Here is a 16,661-nt window from a genome sequence, read left to right as displayed (position 1 = left end):
GGCGCCCGGCAATGGCAGGGCGTCGACCCGCTGACTACCGTTTCAGCTCGCCTTTGCGCACCTGGCGGGCCAGCTTGTCCAGTACCCCATTGACATACTTGTGGCCCTGTTCGGCGCCAAACACCTTGGAGAGCTCGATCGACTCGTTAATGACCACTTTGTAGGGGACTTCAAGCTGATACTGCAGTTCGAAAGCGGCAAGACGCAGAATAGCCCGCTCGACCGGATCGACACTCTCGATGGAGCGATCCAGATAGGGCTCCAGGAGTTTGTCCAACTCGTCGAGATGGGCCGGTACGCCGTGCAGCAGGGCCTCGAAATAGGCCAGTTCAAAACTGTCCGCTTCCAGATCCGCGACAAACTGGTTACGAATATCCTTGATATCCTGCCCGGCGACCTGCCACTGGTAGATGGCCTGCACCGCATAGTGCCTGGCCTGGCTTCGTTTTTTGCTCATTCAGTCGATCTGACGCAGGACGTTAACCATCTCAATAGCGGACATGGCTGCTTCCGCTCCCTTGTTACCGGCCTTGGTACCGGCCCGTTCAATGGCCTGCTCGATGGTATCCACCGTCAACACGCCAAAGGCGATCGGTACCTGGTGCTTGAGGGTCACCTGGGCCATGCCCTTGACACACTCGCCGGCCACGAAATCAAAGTGGGGCGTACCGCCACGAATCACCGCACCCAGGGCGACAATGGCGTCATAACCACCCTTGGCCGCCAGCTTCTCCAGCACCAGGGGCATCTCGAAGGCGCCCGGCACCCGTACCACCGTGATATCGGCGTCGCCGGCACCGTGCCGTTTCAGGGCATCGATCGCCCCGTCCAGCAGGCTCTCCACCACAAAACTGTTGAAGCGCGCCACCACCAGGCAGAAGCGTGCATTTTGTACTGTCAGTGAACCCTCTATGGTTTTTATAGCCATCTCTTCATACAACCTTATAGTGCGGGAATATTCCCGATTGGATTATTCAATAGAGCAACCGTATTCGGAAGCCGGCGCGTTATCGGGCCGTTACTCACAAGCCACGTACTCGACAATCTCCAGGTCGAAACCGGAGATGGCGTGCAGACTTTTCGGCGCGCTCAGCACCCGCATCTTCTGCACTCCCAGGTCACACAGGATCTGGGCACCGATACCGTAGGTGCGCAGGTGCCGCTTGGAGTCGTTGGCGGTGGGTTTCTGCTCCTGACCCAGATGCTGGAAATCACGCATCCGCTGGATGATGTCCCGGGTGGTGTCATGATTACGCAGCACCACGATGATCCCGGAGCCCGCCTCGGCAATCTGTTTCATGGCGTTTTTCAACGGCCAGCTGCAGCCGGGATGGCTGGAGGAGAAAAGATCGCACAGGGTGTTCTGCATATGCACCCGCACCAGCACCGGTTGGCTGGTATCCACATCGCCGATCACCAGCGCCAGGTGCAGCTCCGGGTCGATACTGTCCTGGTAGGCCAGCAGACGGAAATCGCCATACTCGGTCGGCAGGACACACTCGCTGACCCGCTCGATGGTCTTCTCGTTACTGACCCGGTAGTGAATCAGATCCGCAATGGTGCCGATCTTCAGATTGTGCTCCTGGGCGAACCGCTCCAGATCGGCCCGGCGGGCCATGCTGCCATCCTCATTGAGGATCTCCACGATGGCGGCAGCGGCGCTGAATCCGGCCAGTCGCGCGAGGTCACAGCCTGCTTCGGTATGGCCGGCCCGCACCAGTACCCCACCCGGCTGGGCCATGAGCGGAAAGATGTGCCCCGGCTGCACCAGATCCTGGGGTACCGCATCCTCCTTCACCGCCGCCAGCACCGTGGTGGCGCGATCCGCCGCCGAGATACCGGTAGTAACCCCTTCAGCCGCCTCGATGGAAACGGTGAAGTTGGTGGCGTACTGGGATTCATTGACCCCCACCATCAGGGGCAGGCGCAGTTGCTGGCAGCGCTCCTTGGTCAGGGTCAGACAGATCAGGCCGCGCCCGTATCGGGCCATGAAGTTGATCGCTTCGGGGGTCACCGCTTCGGCGGCCATCAGCAGATCCCCTTCGTTCTCGCGATCCTCGTCATCCATGATGATCACCATCCGGCCCTGACGAAGATCCTCGATAATCTCTTCTGTTGTATTGAAAGCCATAGTTACTACTGTGCCTCGAAGCACCGGAAAATAGCAGAAAAGTGTAACAAAGCCGGGGGAAACACCCAAGCCATTAAAAAGTTGCCGGATAAATGGAGCCGGATTGACCGGCCGCACCCGGCGAGGCGCAGACTGCGTCCCACCGCGACAGATAATCGGTCAGCGCAGAAAACCCCGCTCCGCCAGCAGCGCCATGGTTACGCCGGATGCCGGCTGGGCCGGTTCCGCCGCCTGTTCCCCCAGCAGCAGACGCTCCAGGTAGCGGGCCAGCAGATCCACCTCCAGGTTGACCCGGCTGCCGGGTCGATAATCGGCCGTGATGGTCTCCTGCTGGGTATGGGGAACTATGTTCAGATCAAACCGATTGCCATCCACCCCGTTCACTGTCAGGCTGGCCCCATCCACGCAGATCGATCCCTTATGGGCAATATAGCGCGCCAGCGTCTTGGGCGCCTCCACCAGGAAGCGGATCGAACGGGCCTCTTCCCGACGCTCCAGAATGGTACCGACCCCATCCACGTGACCACTGACCAGATGCCCGCCCAGCGGCGTGCTGAGGGTCAATGCCTTCTCCAGATTGACCCGGCTGCCCACTGCCAGGTCAGACAGGGTACTGAGCGCCAGGGTTTCACGGGAGACGTCCGCCACATAACCGTCACCGGTCAGCTCGACCACCGTCAGACAGACACCGTTGGTGGCGATGCTGTCCCCCAGCTGCACATCCGCCAGGGGCAGCTGGTTGCTGCGAATCGTCAGGCGCAGATCGCCGCCCCGGAGTTCCCGGCCGGCTACACTGCCGACCGCCTGAATTATGCCTGTGAACATGGGCTATCCATCTCGGTTAATACGTTTTGGCCGCGCCCTGACCCGCAGGTCATTGCCGACTGAGCGCAGCTCCAGTATCTGCAGATCAATACGCTCTTTCATCTCCGTCACCCCCGGCAGATGCAGCAGCCCCCGGGCATCACCGCCCATCAGGATGGGGGCCGCATAGATCACCAGCTCATCCACCAGATTCGCCGCCACCGCTGCCCCGGCCAGGGTCGGGCCGGTTTCGATCAACACCTCGTTGATGCCCCGCTCCGCCAGTTGTATCAGAAGCGCTTCCAGGTCGATCCCCAGACCGGCCCGCGGCAACCGGATCACTTCAGCCCCCACCGCCTGCAGCGCCTGGCAACGCTCCTGGTCATCGGACGCGGTCACAATCAGCGTCTCACCCGGCAGGTTCAACAACCGGGCGCTGGGGGAAATCTGCAGATCGGGGTCCAGCACCACCCGCAGTGGTTGCAGCAGGTAGGCATCGGTCGCCACCCCCGGCAGATCGGCGGCGGTCAGACGCACATTCATGGAGGGATCATCCGCCAGCACTGTGCCGATGCCGGTGACAATGGCGTCGCTGCGGGCCCGCAGTCGCTGCACATCGCGACGGGCCTCGGGACCGGTAATCCACTTACTCTCACCGCTGGCCATGGCGGTGCGCCCATCCAGACTCATGGCCAGCTTGCAGCGCACGTAGGGACGACCACGGGTCATCCGGACGATAAAACCGGGATTCAGGGCCTCCGCCTGGGCCCTCATCAGCCCCTGCTCGACCCGGATGCCGGCCGCTTCCAGCTGGGCCATACCCTGGCCGGCCACCCGTGGATTGGGATCGGTCATGGCCACCACCACCCGCGCCACACCGGCCTCGATCAGGCCATCGCTGCAGGGCGGTGTTCTGCCGTGGTGGCAGCAGGGTTCCAGGGTCACATAGGCGGTCGCACCACGTGCCCGCTCCCCAGCCTCCGCCAGCGCATTGCGTTCCGCATGGGGCTCACCGGCTCGGCGATGGAAACCCTCCCCCACAATCTCGCCATCCCGCACCAGTACACAGCCGACGCGGGGATTGGGGTGGGTGGTGTAGAGTCCCTGTTCGGCCAGGCGGATGGCCCGGGCCATGTAACGGTAGTCGTCAGCCGTCATCGTCTTTGTCGCCATTGAGCAGATCCAGCTGATGACGACGCACATCCGGTGGCAGCTGTTTCTCCAACCGCTCGATCTCTTCGCGGAAGGCGTTCACATCCTCGAAACTGCGATAGACCGAAGCAAACCGCACGTAGGCCACCTGGTCCAGTGCCCGCAACTCCTCCATAACCCACTCGCCGATCTGCCTGGACGGCACTTCCCGTTCACCGTAGGCCAACAGCTTGCGGCGGATATGGCTGATCGCCTCGTCCACCTGCTCGGCACTGACCGGGCGTTTCTCCAGGGCGCGGGACATGCCGGAGGCCAGTTTACGACCATCAAACGGCACCCGGCTGCCATCCTGCTTGATCAGCAGTGGCAGGGTCAGTTCAGCGGTTTCGTAGGTGGTGAAGCGCTCCTTGCAGATAGCGCATTCCCGGCGACGGCGCACCTGGTCCCCATCCCCGAACAGCCGGGAATCCACCACCTTGGTATCCTGGGCACCGCAGAAAGGACATCGCATGATCTGGAACCTGACGATCGGGGCCGGCCTGGCCGACCCCGACGGTACACTTACTTATAGACGGGATGGCGCTTACACAGATCCAGCACCTTGGCCTTGACCTGGTCGATAGCCGCCTGGTCACCCCGGGCGTCGATCACATCACACATCCAGCCGGCCAGCTCTTTCGCCTCTGCTTCACCGATACCGCGGGTGGTCAGGGCCGGTGTACCAACCCGGATGCCACTGGTGATGAAGGGGGACTGGGGATCATTTGGCACCGCGTTCATGTTGACCGTGATGTTGGCCGCCCCCAGCCAGGCATCCACATCCTTACCGGTGAGACCGGCCTGGATGAAGCTGACCAGGAACAGGTGGTCATTAGTGCCGCCGGAGACCACATCATAACCGCGTTCAATAAAGACGCTGGCCATGGCCTGGGCGTTGGTCATCACCTGCTGCTGATAGGTCTTGAACTCCGGCTCCATCGCCTCTTTGAAAGCCACTGCCTTGGCGGCAATCACGTGCATCAGCGGGCCGCCCTGGGTACCGGGGAACACCAGCGAGTTGAGCTTCTTCTCGATCTCGGGATTGGCCTTGGCCAGGATCAGTCCACCACGGGGGCCACGCAGGGTCTTGTGGGTCGTTGTGGTGGTGACATCGGCGATCTGCACCGGGCTCGGGTAGAGACCGGCGGCGATCAGACCGGCCACGTGGGCCATGTCGACAAACAGATAGGCACCCACCTCGTCGGCGATGGCGCGGAAACGCTGCCAGTCGACCACCCGGGAGTAGGCGGAGAAACCGGCCACGATCATCTTCGGCTTGTGCTCTCGGGCCAGACTTTCCACCTGGGCGTAGTCGATCTCGCCGGTGGCGGGATCGAGGCCGTACTGGACCGCGTTATAGATTTTGCCGGAGAAGTTGGGCTTGGCGCCGTGGGTCAGGTGTCCACCGTCAGCCAGGCTCATGCCAAGCACGGTGTCACCCGGTTGACAGAGGGCCATGTAGACTGCTGCGTTAGCCTGGGAACCGGAGTGTGGCTGGACATTGGCGTAGTCGGCACCGAACAGCTGCTTGGCCCGGTCGATGGCCAGTTGCTCGGCGATATCCACAAACTCGCAACCGCCATAGTAGCGCTTGCCGGGATAGCCTTCGGCATACTTGTTGGTCAGCACGCTACCCTGGGCCTGCATCACCCGTGGGCTGGTGTAGTTTTCCGAAGCGATCAGCTCAATATGCTCCTCCTGCCGGATCTCCTCCGATTGGATCGCCTCCCAGAGCTCATCATCATAACCACTGATCTGCATATCTTTACTGAACATGACAGCCATCTCCGCCGGGAAAATAGAGTATTTTAACACCAAGCCGCGATAGCGTCGCCATATCTGTGGAGATAAACCGGCCAAACGGATCAAAAATCAATTTCCGAGAAATTAGTGCTTATAAAGCGAAGCAATCGGACGCTAACCCGTGGGAGACTTCACCACCAGGGAGACCAAACGGGGATGTTCACCCATGCCGCCTGCAGCCCCATGCCGCTGAGTTGGGCTGGCGCTCCGATTGAAAACGCAACCCGCCGGTTTCAACCGCAGCAAGAGCGGGGCAACCAACCCCTGGCATCGACCCACCGAACCGGCTTCCGGGTCATATCCGCAATACCTGGGTCGTGATAACCAGATGCACCAGATCAACCTCGATGAGAATTCGGATCATAATTCCTTGTTCTGATCGGGGTAATAACTATACACTTGAAACCATATAAGTAGAGAGAACCGGGGAACCAGCGCCATGATCCAAAAAAGCATTCAAGCCGTAATGTGCGGTCTGCTTATCCTGCTATGCCAGCTACCCGTTGCCCAGGCCGCTTCCAATATCGATATTGAGGAAGCGATCAACATGGCCGGCCGACAACGCATGCTCAGTCAACGCATCGTCAAGTCTTACTTACAGATGGGACAGGATGTTCGCTACCGCCTGGCGAGCAGACATCTGCGAAGCTCCATTGTGCTGTTCGAGCAGCAGCTTCGGGTACTAAAAGGATTTGCCAGCGACCCGGAAACCACCCGCACCCTGGAACTGATGGAGCAGCTATGGGTGCCGGTGAAGCAGATCGCCACCGGCCCGGTCCAGCGGGAGAAGGCCGAGGAGCTTCGGGAGCAGTCGGAAAAGCTGCTGGCGGCGGCACACCAGGTCGTGCTGTTGCTTACCGAGCAGTCCGGCACCAACCTGGGACAGGTGGTCAACATATCGAGTCGTCAGCGCATGCTGAGTCAACGCATGGGCGGCCTCTACATGATGATGAGCTGGAAGTTCGACAATGAGGTCTACCGCCAGGACTATAAAACCGCCAAGCGGGAGTTTGAAGAGGCGCTGCAGGAGCTGTTCAATTCCAATGAGAACACCCCCAAGATCAACGAGATGTTGCATCAGGTAGAGCTCAACTGGAACATGTACAAGCTCAGCGACCAGATGGAAAACGGCCAGTTTATTCCGGGGCTGGTGGCACGTCAGCTGGACAGAATTCTGATCCAGATGAACCAGATCACTGCACTGTACGCCGCCCTGCCGTAAGGGAAAAAGCGGCCGGTCACCGAATCCGGCTGGCAGCGCTCCCAAGGCAGTGAGACTCCGCGCAGATTAACCAGGGAAGAGAGGATTAATCGACTAAGGGAACTTCGCCCGGCCTCACGGCCTTGGGCGGGGTACTTTTGTGGCCAAAAGTACCCCGAAGCTTTGCGCCGCTCATCAAGCTAACCCTTAACGCTCCTATTTCCGGGTCAGCCTGAGTGAAAAGCCCGGATCCCGGTCCAGCAAAGGTGGCCCGAGTGCCAGCGTATAGTCGGGAAAGTTGGATTCACTCCAGCGCCATATCGCCTGCTGTCGAAAAAAAGAGCGGGCGCCCACATAGCTGAAGCTATGGTCATCGAATCTGTAGGAGACTCTCATCTTTACCCGGTTGAAGTCGGGCTCCTTTCCGGCTGGTGGCGCCAGCTCAAGAACCTCCCACTCCCCCCGACCGTCTGCGGCGTCAAACAGGAAGCGTTGCCCCGGTTCAATCTGATCGAGATCGAAAAAGTCGATCAACACCGTGTCCCGGGGCGCGGTACGTAGCGAATCGGCAAGCCGTTCAAGATCGGTCTGTGAATCCCAGTAGGCGGACAGGCGACAGGCGATGACCACATGGGGGTGGGCAAGGGTGCCGACCAGCCGGGTGACGTCCCCCGTCAATACCGCCTCCAGATCGGGGTACTGTTGCCGGGCGTGGGCGGTAATAGCCGGCGAATAGTCGATGAAAGTGACCGGATAGGCATCAGCCAAATGGGACGCGGTCTCCTGAAAACCGGCAAAGATGACCGGCCCGTTCCCGCCACACAGCGCCCGGTCTATTTCAACCGCCACCCGGGCGGGATCGTGGAAGGTGCGGTAGACTCGCTCCCAGTCCATGGCGCCGGAGTAGAGATCAAGCGTCATGACAGCTTCCGCCATGCCCGGCATTGGGGTCGGCACAGGGTCACCTGACAGCCCTGTGGTTTAATGCAGACCGGCGAAAACATCACCGATCAGCTCATTTACCTGTTCCATATTGTCATTGGCCCGGGTATAGGCGCGCAGTCCCATCAGTTGCATCTGTAAAACACGGGCCAGGCGGCGCGGATCCCGGGACGGGTCGATCTCGCCGCAGGCCTGGGCCTGGGCCAGCAGATCCGCAAACAGATCTTCAACCTGACTCAGTAGCTGTTTCGCCTCGGCCAGCAGTTCGGCGTTCTCCTCGGTCAGCTCCGCAACAGTTTTGACCAGCATGCACATACCGCTGGGGGAGGATTCACGATACTCCACCACCACCCGATTCACGAAGGTTTTCAAGGCTTCCAGCGGTGACGAGGACTCTTCCACACAGCTTGCCAACAGCTGCCGACTGGCATCGGCGTAACAGTGCAGGGAGGCCTTGAACAGCCCCTCCTTACTGCCAAAGCTGGCGTAGATACTGCCCGGGTGCATATCGGTCACATCATGCAGATTACGCATGGAGGTGGCGTGAAAACCCTTTTCCCAGAACAGGTAGGTGGCTTTTTGTATCGCTGCCTGGCGGTCGTGCTTGATAGCTTTGGTCATAAAGGCACCTCGAAGACCAACTTGAACATTTGTTCAATTTTAACTTGAACGACTGTTCCAGTCCAGGTAGGATAGCGGAATTGAACGAACGTTCAATTCTAATTCAAGGTTTAGCTGCACCCACGCCTAATCCTAAAACAGACTACTTAACCCATTGATCAGGAGAGATCATGAGAAACTTCACCATCCATAACGTGGATTCCGCCCCGGCTGAGAGCCAGCCGATGCTGGAAGATGCCCTCAAAACCACCGGCATGATTGCCAATCTGCACGGCGTCATGGCGGAGGCACCCGGCCTGCTGGAGGGTTATCGTCACCTGCACCAGCTGTTCATGGACTCCTCCTTCGATAAGGACGAACTGACGGTCGTCTGGCAAACCATCAACGTGGAGCATGAGTGCCACTACTGTGTTCCGGCCCATACCGCCATCGCCAACAGGATGAAAGTGGATCCGGCCCTGACCGAAGCGCTGCGCACCGGCGGTGCCATGCCCACAGCGAAACTGCAGGTACTGCACGACACCACCCTGGCCATGGTACGCAGTCGTGGCCGTCTGACCGATGACGAGTTATCCGTGTTTTACGCGGCTGGTTACAACAAACGTCAGTTACTGGAAATCATCCTGGGACTGTCACAGAAGGTGATCAGCAACTATGTGAACCGTATCGCCAGAACCCCGGTCGATGAAGTGTTCAACGAGTTTGCCTGGCAGAGTTAAAGCGCCAACGGCTGGCCGGGAAACGGGACCGTTTTCCAGCCAGCCCTGTCACCCCGGTAAAAATATCCACACGCTACGCCTGGCGGTCCGGTCGACTTAACCATTTCAGGGGAAACCTGGTTCAGATCATCATGAACAGCGAACCCGAAACCGACCCGCCCAAAGATGGCCGCGTCACCCGGAAAACCCTGATCCGCTCGATCCTGGTTGCCGCCCTGGTATCGGCGCTGGTTTCGTCGACCATCACCGCGCTCACCACCGGTATTGGGGAAGGATTTCTGGCACGTTGGTTGAGTCTCTATCCGTTCGCCCTGCCGCTCGCCTGGGTACTGCGCAATCTACTATGGCCGAAACTGGTACGGCTGCGCGCAGGTTCCGGCTAGGCCACCACCAGCGGACAGCACCGGTGGTCCTGCATCAACAGCTGTCAGCGACTCACATCGACCAAAACCCGTCCCCGTACCTTGCCCTCCAGCAGGTCGGCAGCCACCGATATCGCCTCGCTGAGATCGATTTCACTGCTCAGCATCTCCAGCTTGGAGGCATCCAGATCACGCGCCAGTCGCTGCCAGGCTGCAAGCCGCTCCGGCCGGGGACACATCACGCTGTCGATACCCGCCAGCGTCACGCCACGCAGAATGAACGGCGCCACCGTCGCGGGAAAATCCATGCCTCCGGCGAGACCACAGGCGGCAACCACACCGCGGTATTTCATCATGGAGCAGACGTTGGCCAGGGTATGACTGCCGACAACATCAATGGCACCGGCCCAGCGCTCCCTGGCGATCGGTTTGGCAGGGGATGTGAAGTCGGCCCGATCCAGCACCTCGGACGCACCAAGACTCTTGATGTAATCACTCTCTTCCGGACGACCACTGACGCCCACAACGGTGTAACCCAGCCTGGCAAGCAGGGATACAGCCACACCACCCACACCGCCCGCCGCACCGGTAACCAGTATCTCACCATCGTCCGGGGTCACCCCATGACGCTCAAGGGCCATCACACACAACATGGCGGTAAAGCCGGCTGTGCCGATCGCCATCGCCTGCCGGGGAGTGAACGCCTCGGGCAGCGGTACCAACCAGTCACTTTTCAGGCGTGCCTTCTCGGCCAGCCCACCGGGGTGCACCTCGCCCACGCCCCAGCCCGTATGGACCACGGTTTCCCCAACCTGGTAATCCGGGCTGTCGCTCTGTTCAACCGTACCGACCAGGTCGATTCCCGGAATCATCGGAAAGCGCCGCACCACCGGCCCCTTGCCGGTGATTGCCAATCCATCCTTGTAATTCAGGGTTGAGTAGGCCACCCGAATGGTGACATCGCCGTCATGCAAAACGGCCTCGTCGATCTCCTTCAGTGCCGCGCGATAACCCGCATCATCGTCCTTCTCAATCAGTATGCCTTTAAACATATCATGCCTCTCCAATAATTTTAGACCGTTTGTCTATTAAATAGCGAAAAAAATTTACCGCTCCAGGCTGGCAAAAAATCCATCGGCAAAAATCTCCAGCGGCGTCGCACTGAGCTCCAGCTTCGCACGCAGTACCGCCCCCTCCCAGCCGATCCAGAAAAACCGGGCCAAACCCACGCAATCGGCGGTTGCGGCGATTGTCCCCTCGTTACGCGCATCTTCCAGGCAGCGAGCCAGGCGCGACTCCCAGTCGGCGAAGACCGCTTGCAGGCGTGTCCGATACACCTCGGGGAGCGCGCCCATCTCCTGTCCCAGGTTGCCGATTACGCAACCGCGACGAAATCCATGCCGCTCCATGCCGGCACGGGCATCGGCAACAAAATTGGCGATGCGCGCCAGCGCCGGGACTGACTCGTCCAGCAGCCACCTATCCAACTTGCGTGCAAAGTAATGGGCATAGCTGTCGATCAGCTCCAGGCCGAAGGCCTCCTTGCTGTCGAAATAGTAATAAAAGGAGCCTTTGGGCACTCCGACACGACGCAGAATCTGTTCGATTCCGGTGGCGGCAAAACCCTTTTCGGTCAGTATTTCGACCCCGGTGCGCAGCAATGCGGCACGGGTCTCGTGCCGGCCATCGATCTGTTTTCGGGGCCGCCCTCGACCTCTCTTAGCAGGGGTCCCTGTGGTCATGGGACGAATAATAGACCGATCGTATAGTTAATTCAATCTTCCGCTCGGATTTTACTCTATGGGCAGTCGCCGACAGCCATCCCGATACTACCCACCCTAGCGCATGACGGCATCGTGGCAGTGCCGCCCTGGGGGACAGGAGGGCGGCCTTTAGCGTGGCCGTTAGCTATTCGAATTCACCCCGGTCCAGCTTCTCTAGCAGATCCAGTGACACCTCGTCTGCACGTAGTATGCGCACACCCTGGTGATCCTGCATGAACTCCTCGGCATCTTCCGGGGTCTCCAGGGGGATCAACTCGTGCCCCATGGGGCCAAGCACGTCGGAACCGATCACGTACCAGGCCTGCTGGGCGTCGATGCGGGTCAGGGTGTAATACTCGGTCACACCGATGGTTTGGATATTCTCCCGCTGATGACCAGGTGCCCAGCGCGGCAGATCCAGCAGGTACTTGAACAGATCCTTGGCCCCATCAAAATGGTGCAGATGGCCATCCTTGTATCGCACTGTCGCCACCCAAGCGGGATACTTGGCGACAAACATGCCGCACACCGGGCAGGTATCATCATCCTTCGGTGCCGGCAGATCGACCGGCTCCGACACCGCGCCCGCCACCAGACCGAACGACAGGCACAACGCCACAGCGTATTTTCTTATCAGAGTCACAGCTTTCCCATCCTCCGTAAAACCTGAGCCAAAGCGGTTGGCCAGTCCAGGCTGACCCACCGCTTCAAGCCGTTATTAACTGCTCTTTTTCATCTTCATTTTCTGCATCTTCTTGACCATCTCGGCGCGCCGTTTGCGGATCATCATGGTGTCTTTCGCCATGTCCAGATAGACCGCCTCCAGCGCCTCGTCGAAGGAGGCCAGTTTACCGCCCTGCTCCGCCTGGGCCGCCTTGGCCGCCGCCTCTGATGCAAACGCCATCTTGCTGTTGGCGGTCATGGTCCCCTTCAGCTTGGAGCCGACCAGGTAGGTCGCCTCGTCCACCTTCACCAGGGGCTTGATCTTCTCTGCGGAGGAGAAATCTGGCGCATAGATCGCCTTGGGTCCACGATCCAGATTCAACGACAGGCTGATCGCCAGACAGTGGATGGAACAGGTGCCGTCCACCAGGTCATCGTCATACTGCACCAGATGGCGGCTGTGGTTCCACTTGGTGCGGTTCATGCCGCAGTAGGGACAGACCGGATACTTCTCCAGCTCGTTCTCCAGCGGATTGCCATCCGGTGCCGTTTTCGGAATAAACTGCAGCGGTGTACCGTCGCCCTGGCAGGACTCACCGGAAGCCTTCACCCAGCCCTTGCCGGGCACCATGGCACCCGCGCCGGGACCTGCCACGACCGGGCCCGCCAGACTGCCGAGTCCTGCCACGGCCAGCATCTTCAGCATGCCACGTCGATCCATTGTCTTTGCTTCACTCATAACGTCTCTCCCAATCAATGACACTCTGCGGTGTAATCAGACGACACCGGACCTCTACCGCAGATCGGACCGGCTTGAAATAGGGTTACAGCAACTGTTTCACGATCTGCTCCAGCTGGGTTGCCGATGCGCCACCCAGCATGCGGGTGTGCAGCCGGCCCTGCCGATCCAGCAGATAGACCAGGGGCAGGGCCGAGACGCCGTAACGTTGCGCCATCTCCCCCTCCCCATCCAGCAGCACCGGATAGCTGATCGCCAGGCGGGACAGATAGTCGGCCACCGTGTCACGACTCTGCTGCATGTTGATGGCCAGCACTGCCAGTCCCTGATCGTGATAGCGCCGGTGGAGCGGTTCCGACTCCTGCAGTTCATCCCGGCAGAGCGCGCACCAATCGGCCCAGAAATGGATCAGTACCACCCGCCCCTGGTAGGCATCGGGAAACTGCAACTGCCCGCCGGCAAAGCGCTCCAGTTGCACCGCCGGTACCGGCTGACCAATCGTCAGGGGTGCCTGAGCCGAATCACAAGCGGTCAGCAACAGCAGCGGCAGTAACCAGCTCCATAACCAGCGTCTCACCACCACACCCCCTGCATCACCAGTTCCGAGTTGTAGACATACAGGGCGCACGCCAGGTAGAAGAGAAAAAACATCACCAGGGAGCGGCGCACCAGCCGGTTTCCGCCGGTCGCCACCGCCTCCCGCAGGCTCGCGACGTGCCGCCAGGGCGACACCACCGCCACCCCCAGCGCCCAGGCGGTGGCGGCAAACAGGGGGATGTAGAGCAGGTAGCCGGCAAACCCATGGCCGGACTTGAGAATGCAGAACGGGCAGTGATGCTCGGGGTGGGCATAGATATAGGGGGAGATCACCGAAACAATTGCCACCAGTGCGATCACAAAGGCCGCGATGGCGAACAGGCCAAACAGCAGACCGCCCTTGCCGGTGCGGTGGAAAAACAGCCCGATCAGCAGCACCAGCGCCCCGGAGATATACAGGCCCCACATGGCCAGGCTGGGCGAAACCGCTGACATATCGCCCGCCACGCCACTCTCGTCGGCGGAGAACAGGGAGCCACAACAGGAGGTGATGATGTCCGGTTGCAGATCCAGAAAATAGAGCAGTTGCAACCAGGTCTCGGCTGCCACCAGGGGCACCAGTAACAGCAGCAGCCAGTATTTAATCCGTATCAAGGGATAGTCGTAGCCCCGGTTGTCCAACGCATTGAGGATCAACCAGGCGGCCCCGCTGAAAAAGATGCCCATCTTCAGAAACAGGGTCGGCCAACCCCACTCGTTGACATTCAGCACCCCGATAGCGCACATGGCGCCGACAAACTGGCCGGACATCGATTCGGCGTTGTACACATAGAGCAGCAGGGAGACCAGTTCGGCGGAGAACGCCCAGGCCAGCAGGGTGGAGATCAGGTAGGTGCGCCGCTCCAGGCGCAGTTGTCGCTCACTACCGCTGCTCATATCCCAGTGGCGCAGCAGCTGGATGGCGAAACCGGCCGCGATCAGCAGCATCAGCAGCACCACGAAGGAGACCAGGATCAGGGCCATGATGGCGGGATTGAGCAGCACCGTCAGCCCCCGACCACCTGGCCGTCACACAGTTCGATCACCCGATCCACCACCGGCGACTCGAACACCACCGGGTCGTGGCTGGTGATCAGAATCGTCTTGCCGATCTCCCGCAGTTGGCGGATCTGCCCCATGAAGGCGTGGGAGAGCCGGGTATCCAGGTTGGCGGTGGGTTCATCGGCAATCAGGATCTGCGGATCGTTGATCAGGGCACGACAGATGGCGACCCGCTGCGCCTCGCCACCGGAGAGCCACTGCACCGGGTTCTGCGCCTTGTGCTCCAGGTCAAACCGGCCCAACAGCCCATGGGCGGTCTGCTTCAACGTCTTGTACTCCGGGGCCAGCGGATAGGCGGGCAGCATGATGTTCTCCAGCACCGACAGGCCACTGATCAGGTTGAACTGCTGAAAAATAAACCCGAAGGTGTGGCGCCGGATATCGGTCAGAAACCGCTCCGGCAGGCTGGAGAGCATGCGATCCCCCAGGTGAATACGTCCCGAAGTGGGACGGGAGAGGCAGCCGATCATCGACAGCAGCGTGCTCTTGCCCGAACCGCTGGCCCCCTTGAGACAGGTCACCTGGTTGGGTTCGATGGTCAGGCTGACGCCACGGATAGCGGCGTGGGCGTTGGGCCGCCCCTGGTTGAATACCTTGTGTACATCGTCCAGTTTTATTTGCACGGGGTCGTCACCTCATCACCGCGTCGGGATCAGTTACCGAGGCCTGCCAGATCGGGATAATGGTCGCCACCACGTAGGGGAACACGGTAAAGAAGAACAGGGTGGCGATCTGCAGGCCATCCACCACTGGTGTCAGCCGGAACGCCGGATAGAGCACCGCCCACCCCTTCAGCACCGGCTCAAACAGGCTGGCATTGGCATAGAACACATGCAGATAGGCCAGCAGATAGCCAACCAGGAAGGCCGTGAGGGAGAGAATCGCCCCCTCCCAGAACTTCATCTGCAACACGTCGCCGGTCTCCCAGCCGATCGCCTTGAGGATGCCGATCTCCCGCTTCTCTTCGGCGCTCAGACCGGACGCCTTGTCCCAGGCAAAGATCACAAACGCCATCACCGCTCCGGCCAGCAGCACAAACAGAATCCCCTGGCGCCAGGCGAAGATGGCATCGTAGGTGCGCAGGATCTCCTGCTTCAGAATCGGCCGGGTATCGGGCAGGCGCTGGGTCAGTTTTTCCGCGATTTTCGGCAACTCACGCTCGTTCCTCACCGACAACACGATGTCGGTGAAGCCCCCTTCAGTCATGCCCTGGGTGACCCGAAAGGCGCGCTCGGACATCAGCACCAGGTCGGCACTGAACAGCTCGGTGTCGGTATCCAGCAGGGAGCGGATCTGGAAGCTGTAGGCCTCACCGTCCTGTGAGCGAAAGGTGATGTAGTCGCCCGGCCCGATACCCCGGGCCCGGGCAATGGCGCTGCCAACAATCACCTCGGTATCCGCCAGTTGCCGTTCTTCGGACACCATCAGGGTGTAGTTAGCCTTCACCGTGGCGTCATAAAAGTAACCCCACAGGCGGCCCTTGCGTTCGGTCACTCCCCGCAAACGGCCGATCTTCTCCAGATAGGCTTCCGGCATCAGGGCGTGGCGCCCCGCCACGATGCGCTGCAGAATGATCTCCGGTGACGACTGCAGCACGTTGCCCACCTCCTGCTTCAGCGCATGGGTGAACAGCATCACCGAGGCCAGCATGAAGACCACCAGGGTGTAGACCAGCAGCAGGCCAAAATTCTTGCCCTTGCGGCGCAGCAGGGATGAGAGAATGAAGTCGATCAGATAACGCTGGCGACGTAACCATGCCATTACGGCAGACTCCTTTGGGGTGGCAACAGTAGCGAGCCGCTGGGAAAATGCTCCAGCGCCATCGGGTGGTCCTGAAAGGCGGAGTGCAGATCGGCCTGGGAAAGATGCCGGGTATAGCGGGCCTCGGTAAACAGGGCCGGATCGGTCAGGCCCAGTTCGCCGACCAGTTGCCGGGTCTGCTCGATTCTGACAATTTGATCTTCGGGCGATCTGGCGCTATCCAGCAGGGACCAGAGAAACAGCCCGGACAACAGCACATAGAGTAAAAACAGACGATCTGACTTACGCATAAACCGGAACTTCACCAGACGCTAGGATGGATG

General features: G+C 60.1%; 21 protein-coding genes. 3 read left to right on the top strand and 18 right to left on the bottom strand.

What is annotated here, in order from left to right; genetic code table 11:
* Nucleotides 1-34: 34 nt before the first annotated feature.
* The 7 genes from nusB to glyA form a co-directional block, all read right to left on the bottom strand.
* Nucleotides 35-457 (bottom strand): transcription antitermination factor NusB, encoded by a 423-nt coding sequence (nusB, locus tag AAY24_RS16905; RefSeq protein ID WP_046860664.1) that lies wholly within the window; start codon nucleotides 455-457, stop codon nucleotides 35-37.
* Complete coding sequence (gene ribH, locus AAY24_RS16900; RefSeq protein WP_046860663.1) at nucleotides 458-928, bottom strand: 6,7-dimethyl-8-ribityllumazine synthase; 471 nt, start codon at nucleotides 926-928, stop codon at nucleotides 458-460. It lies immediately after the preceding gene.
* Nucleotides 929-1,018: 90 nt separating this feature from the next.
* The gene (gene ribBA / locus AAY24_RS16895; protein ID WP_046860662.1) at nucleotides 1,019-2,131 is read right to left on the bottom strand and encodes a bifunctional 3,4-dihydroxy-2-butanone-4-phosphate synthase/GTP cyclohydrolase II; all 1,113 of its coding nucleotides are present in this window, start codon (nucleotides 2,129-2,131) and stop codon (nucleotides 1,019-1,021) included.
* Nucleotides 2,132-2,290: 159 nt separating this feature from the next.
* Nucleotides 2,291-2,956 carry a riboflavin synthase gene (locus tag AAY24_RS16890; RefSeq protein WP_046860661.1) on the bottom strand — a complete coding sequence of 222 codons (666 nt, stop codon included), beginning with the start codon at nucleotides 2,954-2,956 and terminating at the stop codon, nucleotides 2,291-2,293.
* A gap of 3 nt (nucleotides 2,957-2,959) precedes the next feature.
* Nucleotides 2,960-4,108: a bifunctional diaminohydroxyphosphoribosylaminopyrimidine deaminase/5-amino-6-(5-phosphoribosylamino)uracil reductase RibD gene (gene ribD / locus AAY24_RS16885; protein ID WP_234422201.1), complete on the bottom strand. Its 1,149-nt coding sequence runs from the start codon at nucleotides 4,106-4,108 to the stop codon at nucleotides 2,960-2,962.
* Nucleotides 4,083-4,598 (bottom strand): transcriptional regulator NrdR, encoded by a 516-nt coding sequence (gene nrdR, locus AAY24_RS16880; RefSeq protein ID WP_046860659.1) that lies wholly within the window; start codon nucleotides 4,596-4,598, stop codon nucleotides 4,083-4,085. Before nrdR ends, ribD begins: the two co-directional genes overlap by 26 nt.
* Nucleotides 4,599-4,648: 50 nt before the next feature.
* Complete coding sequence (gene glyA, locus AAY24_RS16875; RefSeq protein WP_046860658.1) at nucleotides 4,649-5,902, bottom strand: serine hydroxymethyltransferase; 1,254 nt, start codon at nucleotides 5,900-5,902, stop codon at nucleotides 4,649-4,651.
* Nucleotides 5,903-6,368: 466 nt separating this feature from the next.
* Here glyA and AAY24_RS16870 point away from each other — a divergent pair, with 466 nt between their 5' ends.
* Nucleotides 6,369-7,151, top strand: coding sequence for a type IV pili methyl-accepting chemotaxis transducer N-terminal domain-containing protein (locus tag AAY24_RS16870; RefSeq protein ID WP_234422200.1), 783 nt, complete (start codon nucleotides 6,369-6,371; stop codon nucleotides 7,149-7,151).
* Nucleotides 7,152-7,346: 195 nt separating this feature from the next.
* Here AAY24_RS16870 and AAY24_RS16865 read toward each other — a convergent pair whose 3' ends face one another.
* Both AAY24_RS16865 and AAY24_RS16860 read right to left on the bottom strand, forming a co-directional pair.
* Complete coding sequence (locus AAY24_RS16865) at nucleotides 7,347-8,087, bottom strand: class I SAM-dependent methyltransferase (RefSeq protein WP_199930423.1); 741 nt, start codon at nucleotides 8,085-8,087, stop codon at nucleotides 7,347-7,349.
* A 24-nt stretch (nucleotides 8,088-8,111) separates the two neighbouring features.
* Nucleotides 8,112-8,693, bottom strand: coding sequence for a TetR/AcrR family transcriptional regulator (locus tag AAY24_RS16860; RefSeq protein ID WP_046860655.1), 582 nt, complete (start codon nucleotides 8,691-8,693; stop codon nucleotides 8,112-8,114).
* A 170-nt stretch (nucleotides 8,694-8,863) separates the two neighbouring features.
* Between AAY24_RS16860 and AAY24_RS16855 the strand changes: the two genes are divergently transcribed.
* Nucleotides 8,864-9,412 (top strand): carboxymuconolactone decarboxylase family protein, encoded by a 549-nt coding sequence (locus AAY24_RS16855; protein WP_046860654.1) that lies wholly within the window; start codon nucleotides 8,864-8,866, stop codon nucleotides 9,410-9,412.
* 131 nt (nucleotides 9,413-9,543) lie between these two features.
* Nucleotides 9,544-9,795 carry a DUF2798 domain-containing protein gene (locus AAY24_RS16850; protein ID WP_046860653.1) on the top strand — a complete coding sequence of 84 codons (252 nt, stop codon included), beginning with the start codon at nucleotides 9,544-9,546 and terminating at the stop codon, nucleotides 9,793-9,795.
* 44 nt (nucleotides 9,796-9,839) lie between these two features.
* On the opposite strand, the gene acuI is transcribed toward AAY24_RS16850, so the two are convergent.
* From acuI to AAY24_RS16805, 9 genes are all read right to left on the bottom strand, one after another.
* On the bottom strand, nucleotides 9,840-10,826 hold the full coding sequence (acuI, locus tag AAY24_RS16845) for an acrylyl-CoA reductase (NADPH) (RefSeq protein ID WP_046860652.1): 987 nt from the start codon (nucleotides 10,824-10,826) through the stop codon (nucleotides 9,840-9,842).
* 54 nt (nucleotides 10,827-10,880) lie between these two features.
* On the bottom strand, nucleotides 10,881-11,516 hold the full coding sequence (gene acuR, locus AAY24_RS16840; RefSeq protein WP_082117202.1) for an acrylate utilization transcriptional regulator AcuR: 636 nt from the start codon (nucleotides 11,514-11,516) through the stop codon (nucleotides 10,881-10,883).
* A gap of 166 nt (nucleotides 11,517-11,682) precedes the next feature.
* A complete protein-coding gene (locus AAY24_RS16835; protein WP_234422199.1) occupies nucleotides 11,683-12,180 on the bottom strand; it encodes a nitrous oxide reductase accessory protein NosL in 498 nt (165 codons plus the stop codon).
* A gap of 75 nt (nucleotides 12,181-12,255) precedes the next feature.
* The gene (locus AAY24_RS16830; protein ID WP_052761297.1) at nucleotides 12,256-12,939 is read right to left on the bottom strand and encodes a nitrous oxide reductase accessory protein NosL; all 684 of its coding nucleotides are present in this window, start codon (nucleotides 12,937-12,939) and stop codon (nucleotides 12,256-12,258) included.
* A gap of 85 nt (nucleotides 12,940-13,024) precedes the next feature.
* A complete protein-coding gene (locus tag AAY24_RS19335) occupies nucleotides 13,025-13,516 on the bottom strand; it encodes a TlpA family protein disulfide reductase (protein WP_046861422.1) in 492 nt (163 codons plus the stop codon).
* A complete protein-coding gene (locus AAY24_RS19330) occupies nucleotides 13,513-14,520 on the bottom strand; it encodes a hypothetical protein (protein ID WP_046860651.1) in 1,008 nt (335 codons plus the stop codon). Before AAY24_RS19330 ends, AAY24_RS19335 begins: the two co-directional genes overlap by 4 nt.
* A gap of 2 nt (nucleotides 14,521-14,522) precedes the next feature.
* On the bottom strand, nucleotides 14,523-15,200 hold the full coding sequence (locus AAY24_RS16815) for an ABC transporter ATP-binding protein (RefSeq protein WP_199930422.1): 678 nt from the start codon (nucleotides 15,198-15,200) through the stop codon (nucleotides 14,523-14,525).
* Nucleotides 15,201-15,207: 7 nt separating this feature from the next.
* The gene (locus AAY24_RS16810; protein ID WP_046860650.1) at nucleotides 15,208-16,338 is read right to left on the bottom strand and encodes an ABC transporter permease; all 1,131 of its coding nucleotides are present in this window, start codon (nucleotides 16,336-16,338) and stop codon (nucleotides 15,208-15,210) included.
* Nucleotides 16,338-16,628 carry a hypothetical protein gene (locus AAY24_RS16805; protein WP_199930421.1) on the bottom strand — a complete coding sequence of 97 codons (291 nt, stop codon included), beginning with the start codon at nucleotides 16,626-16,628 and terminating at the stop codon, nucleotides 16,338-16,340. The genes AAY24_RS16810 and AAY24_RS16805 overlap by 1 nt, the downstream gene beginning before the upstream one ends.
* Nucleotides 16,629-16,661: the final 33 nt, after the last annotated feature.

Source organism: Sedimenticola thiotaurini (assembly GCF_001007875.1).
Classification (GTDB): domain Bacteria; phylum Pseudomonadota; class Gammaproteobacteria; order Chromatiales; family Chromatiaceae; genus Sedimenticola; species Sedimenticola thiotaurini.
Note: the sequence above shows the minus strand (reverse complement) of the source record. Positions and strands in the feature narration are given on the sequence as shown.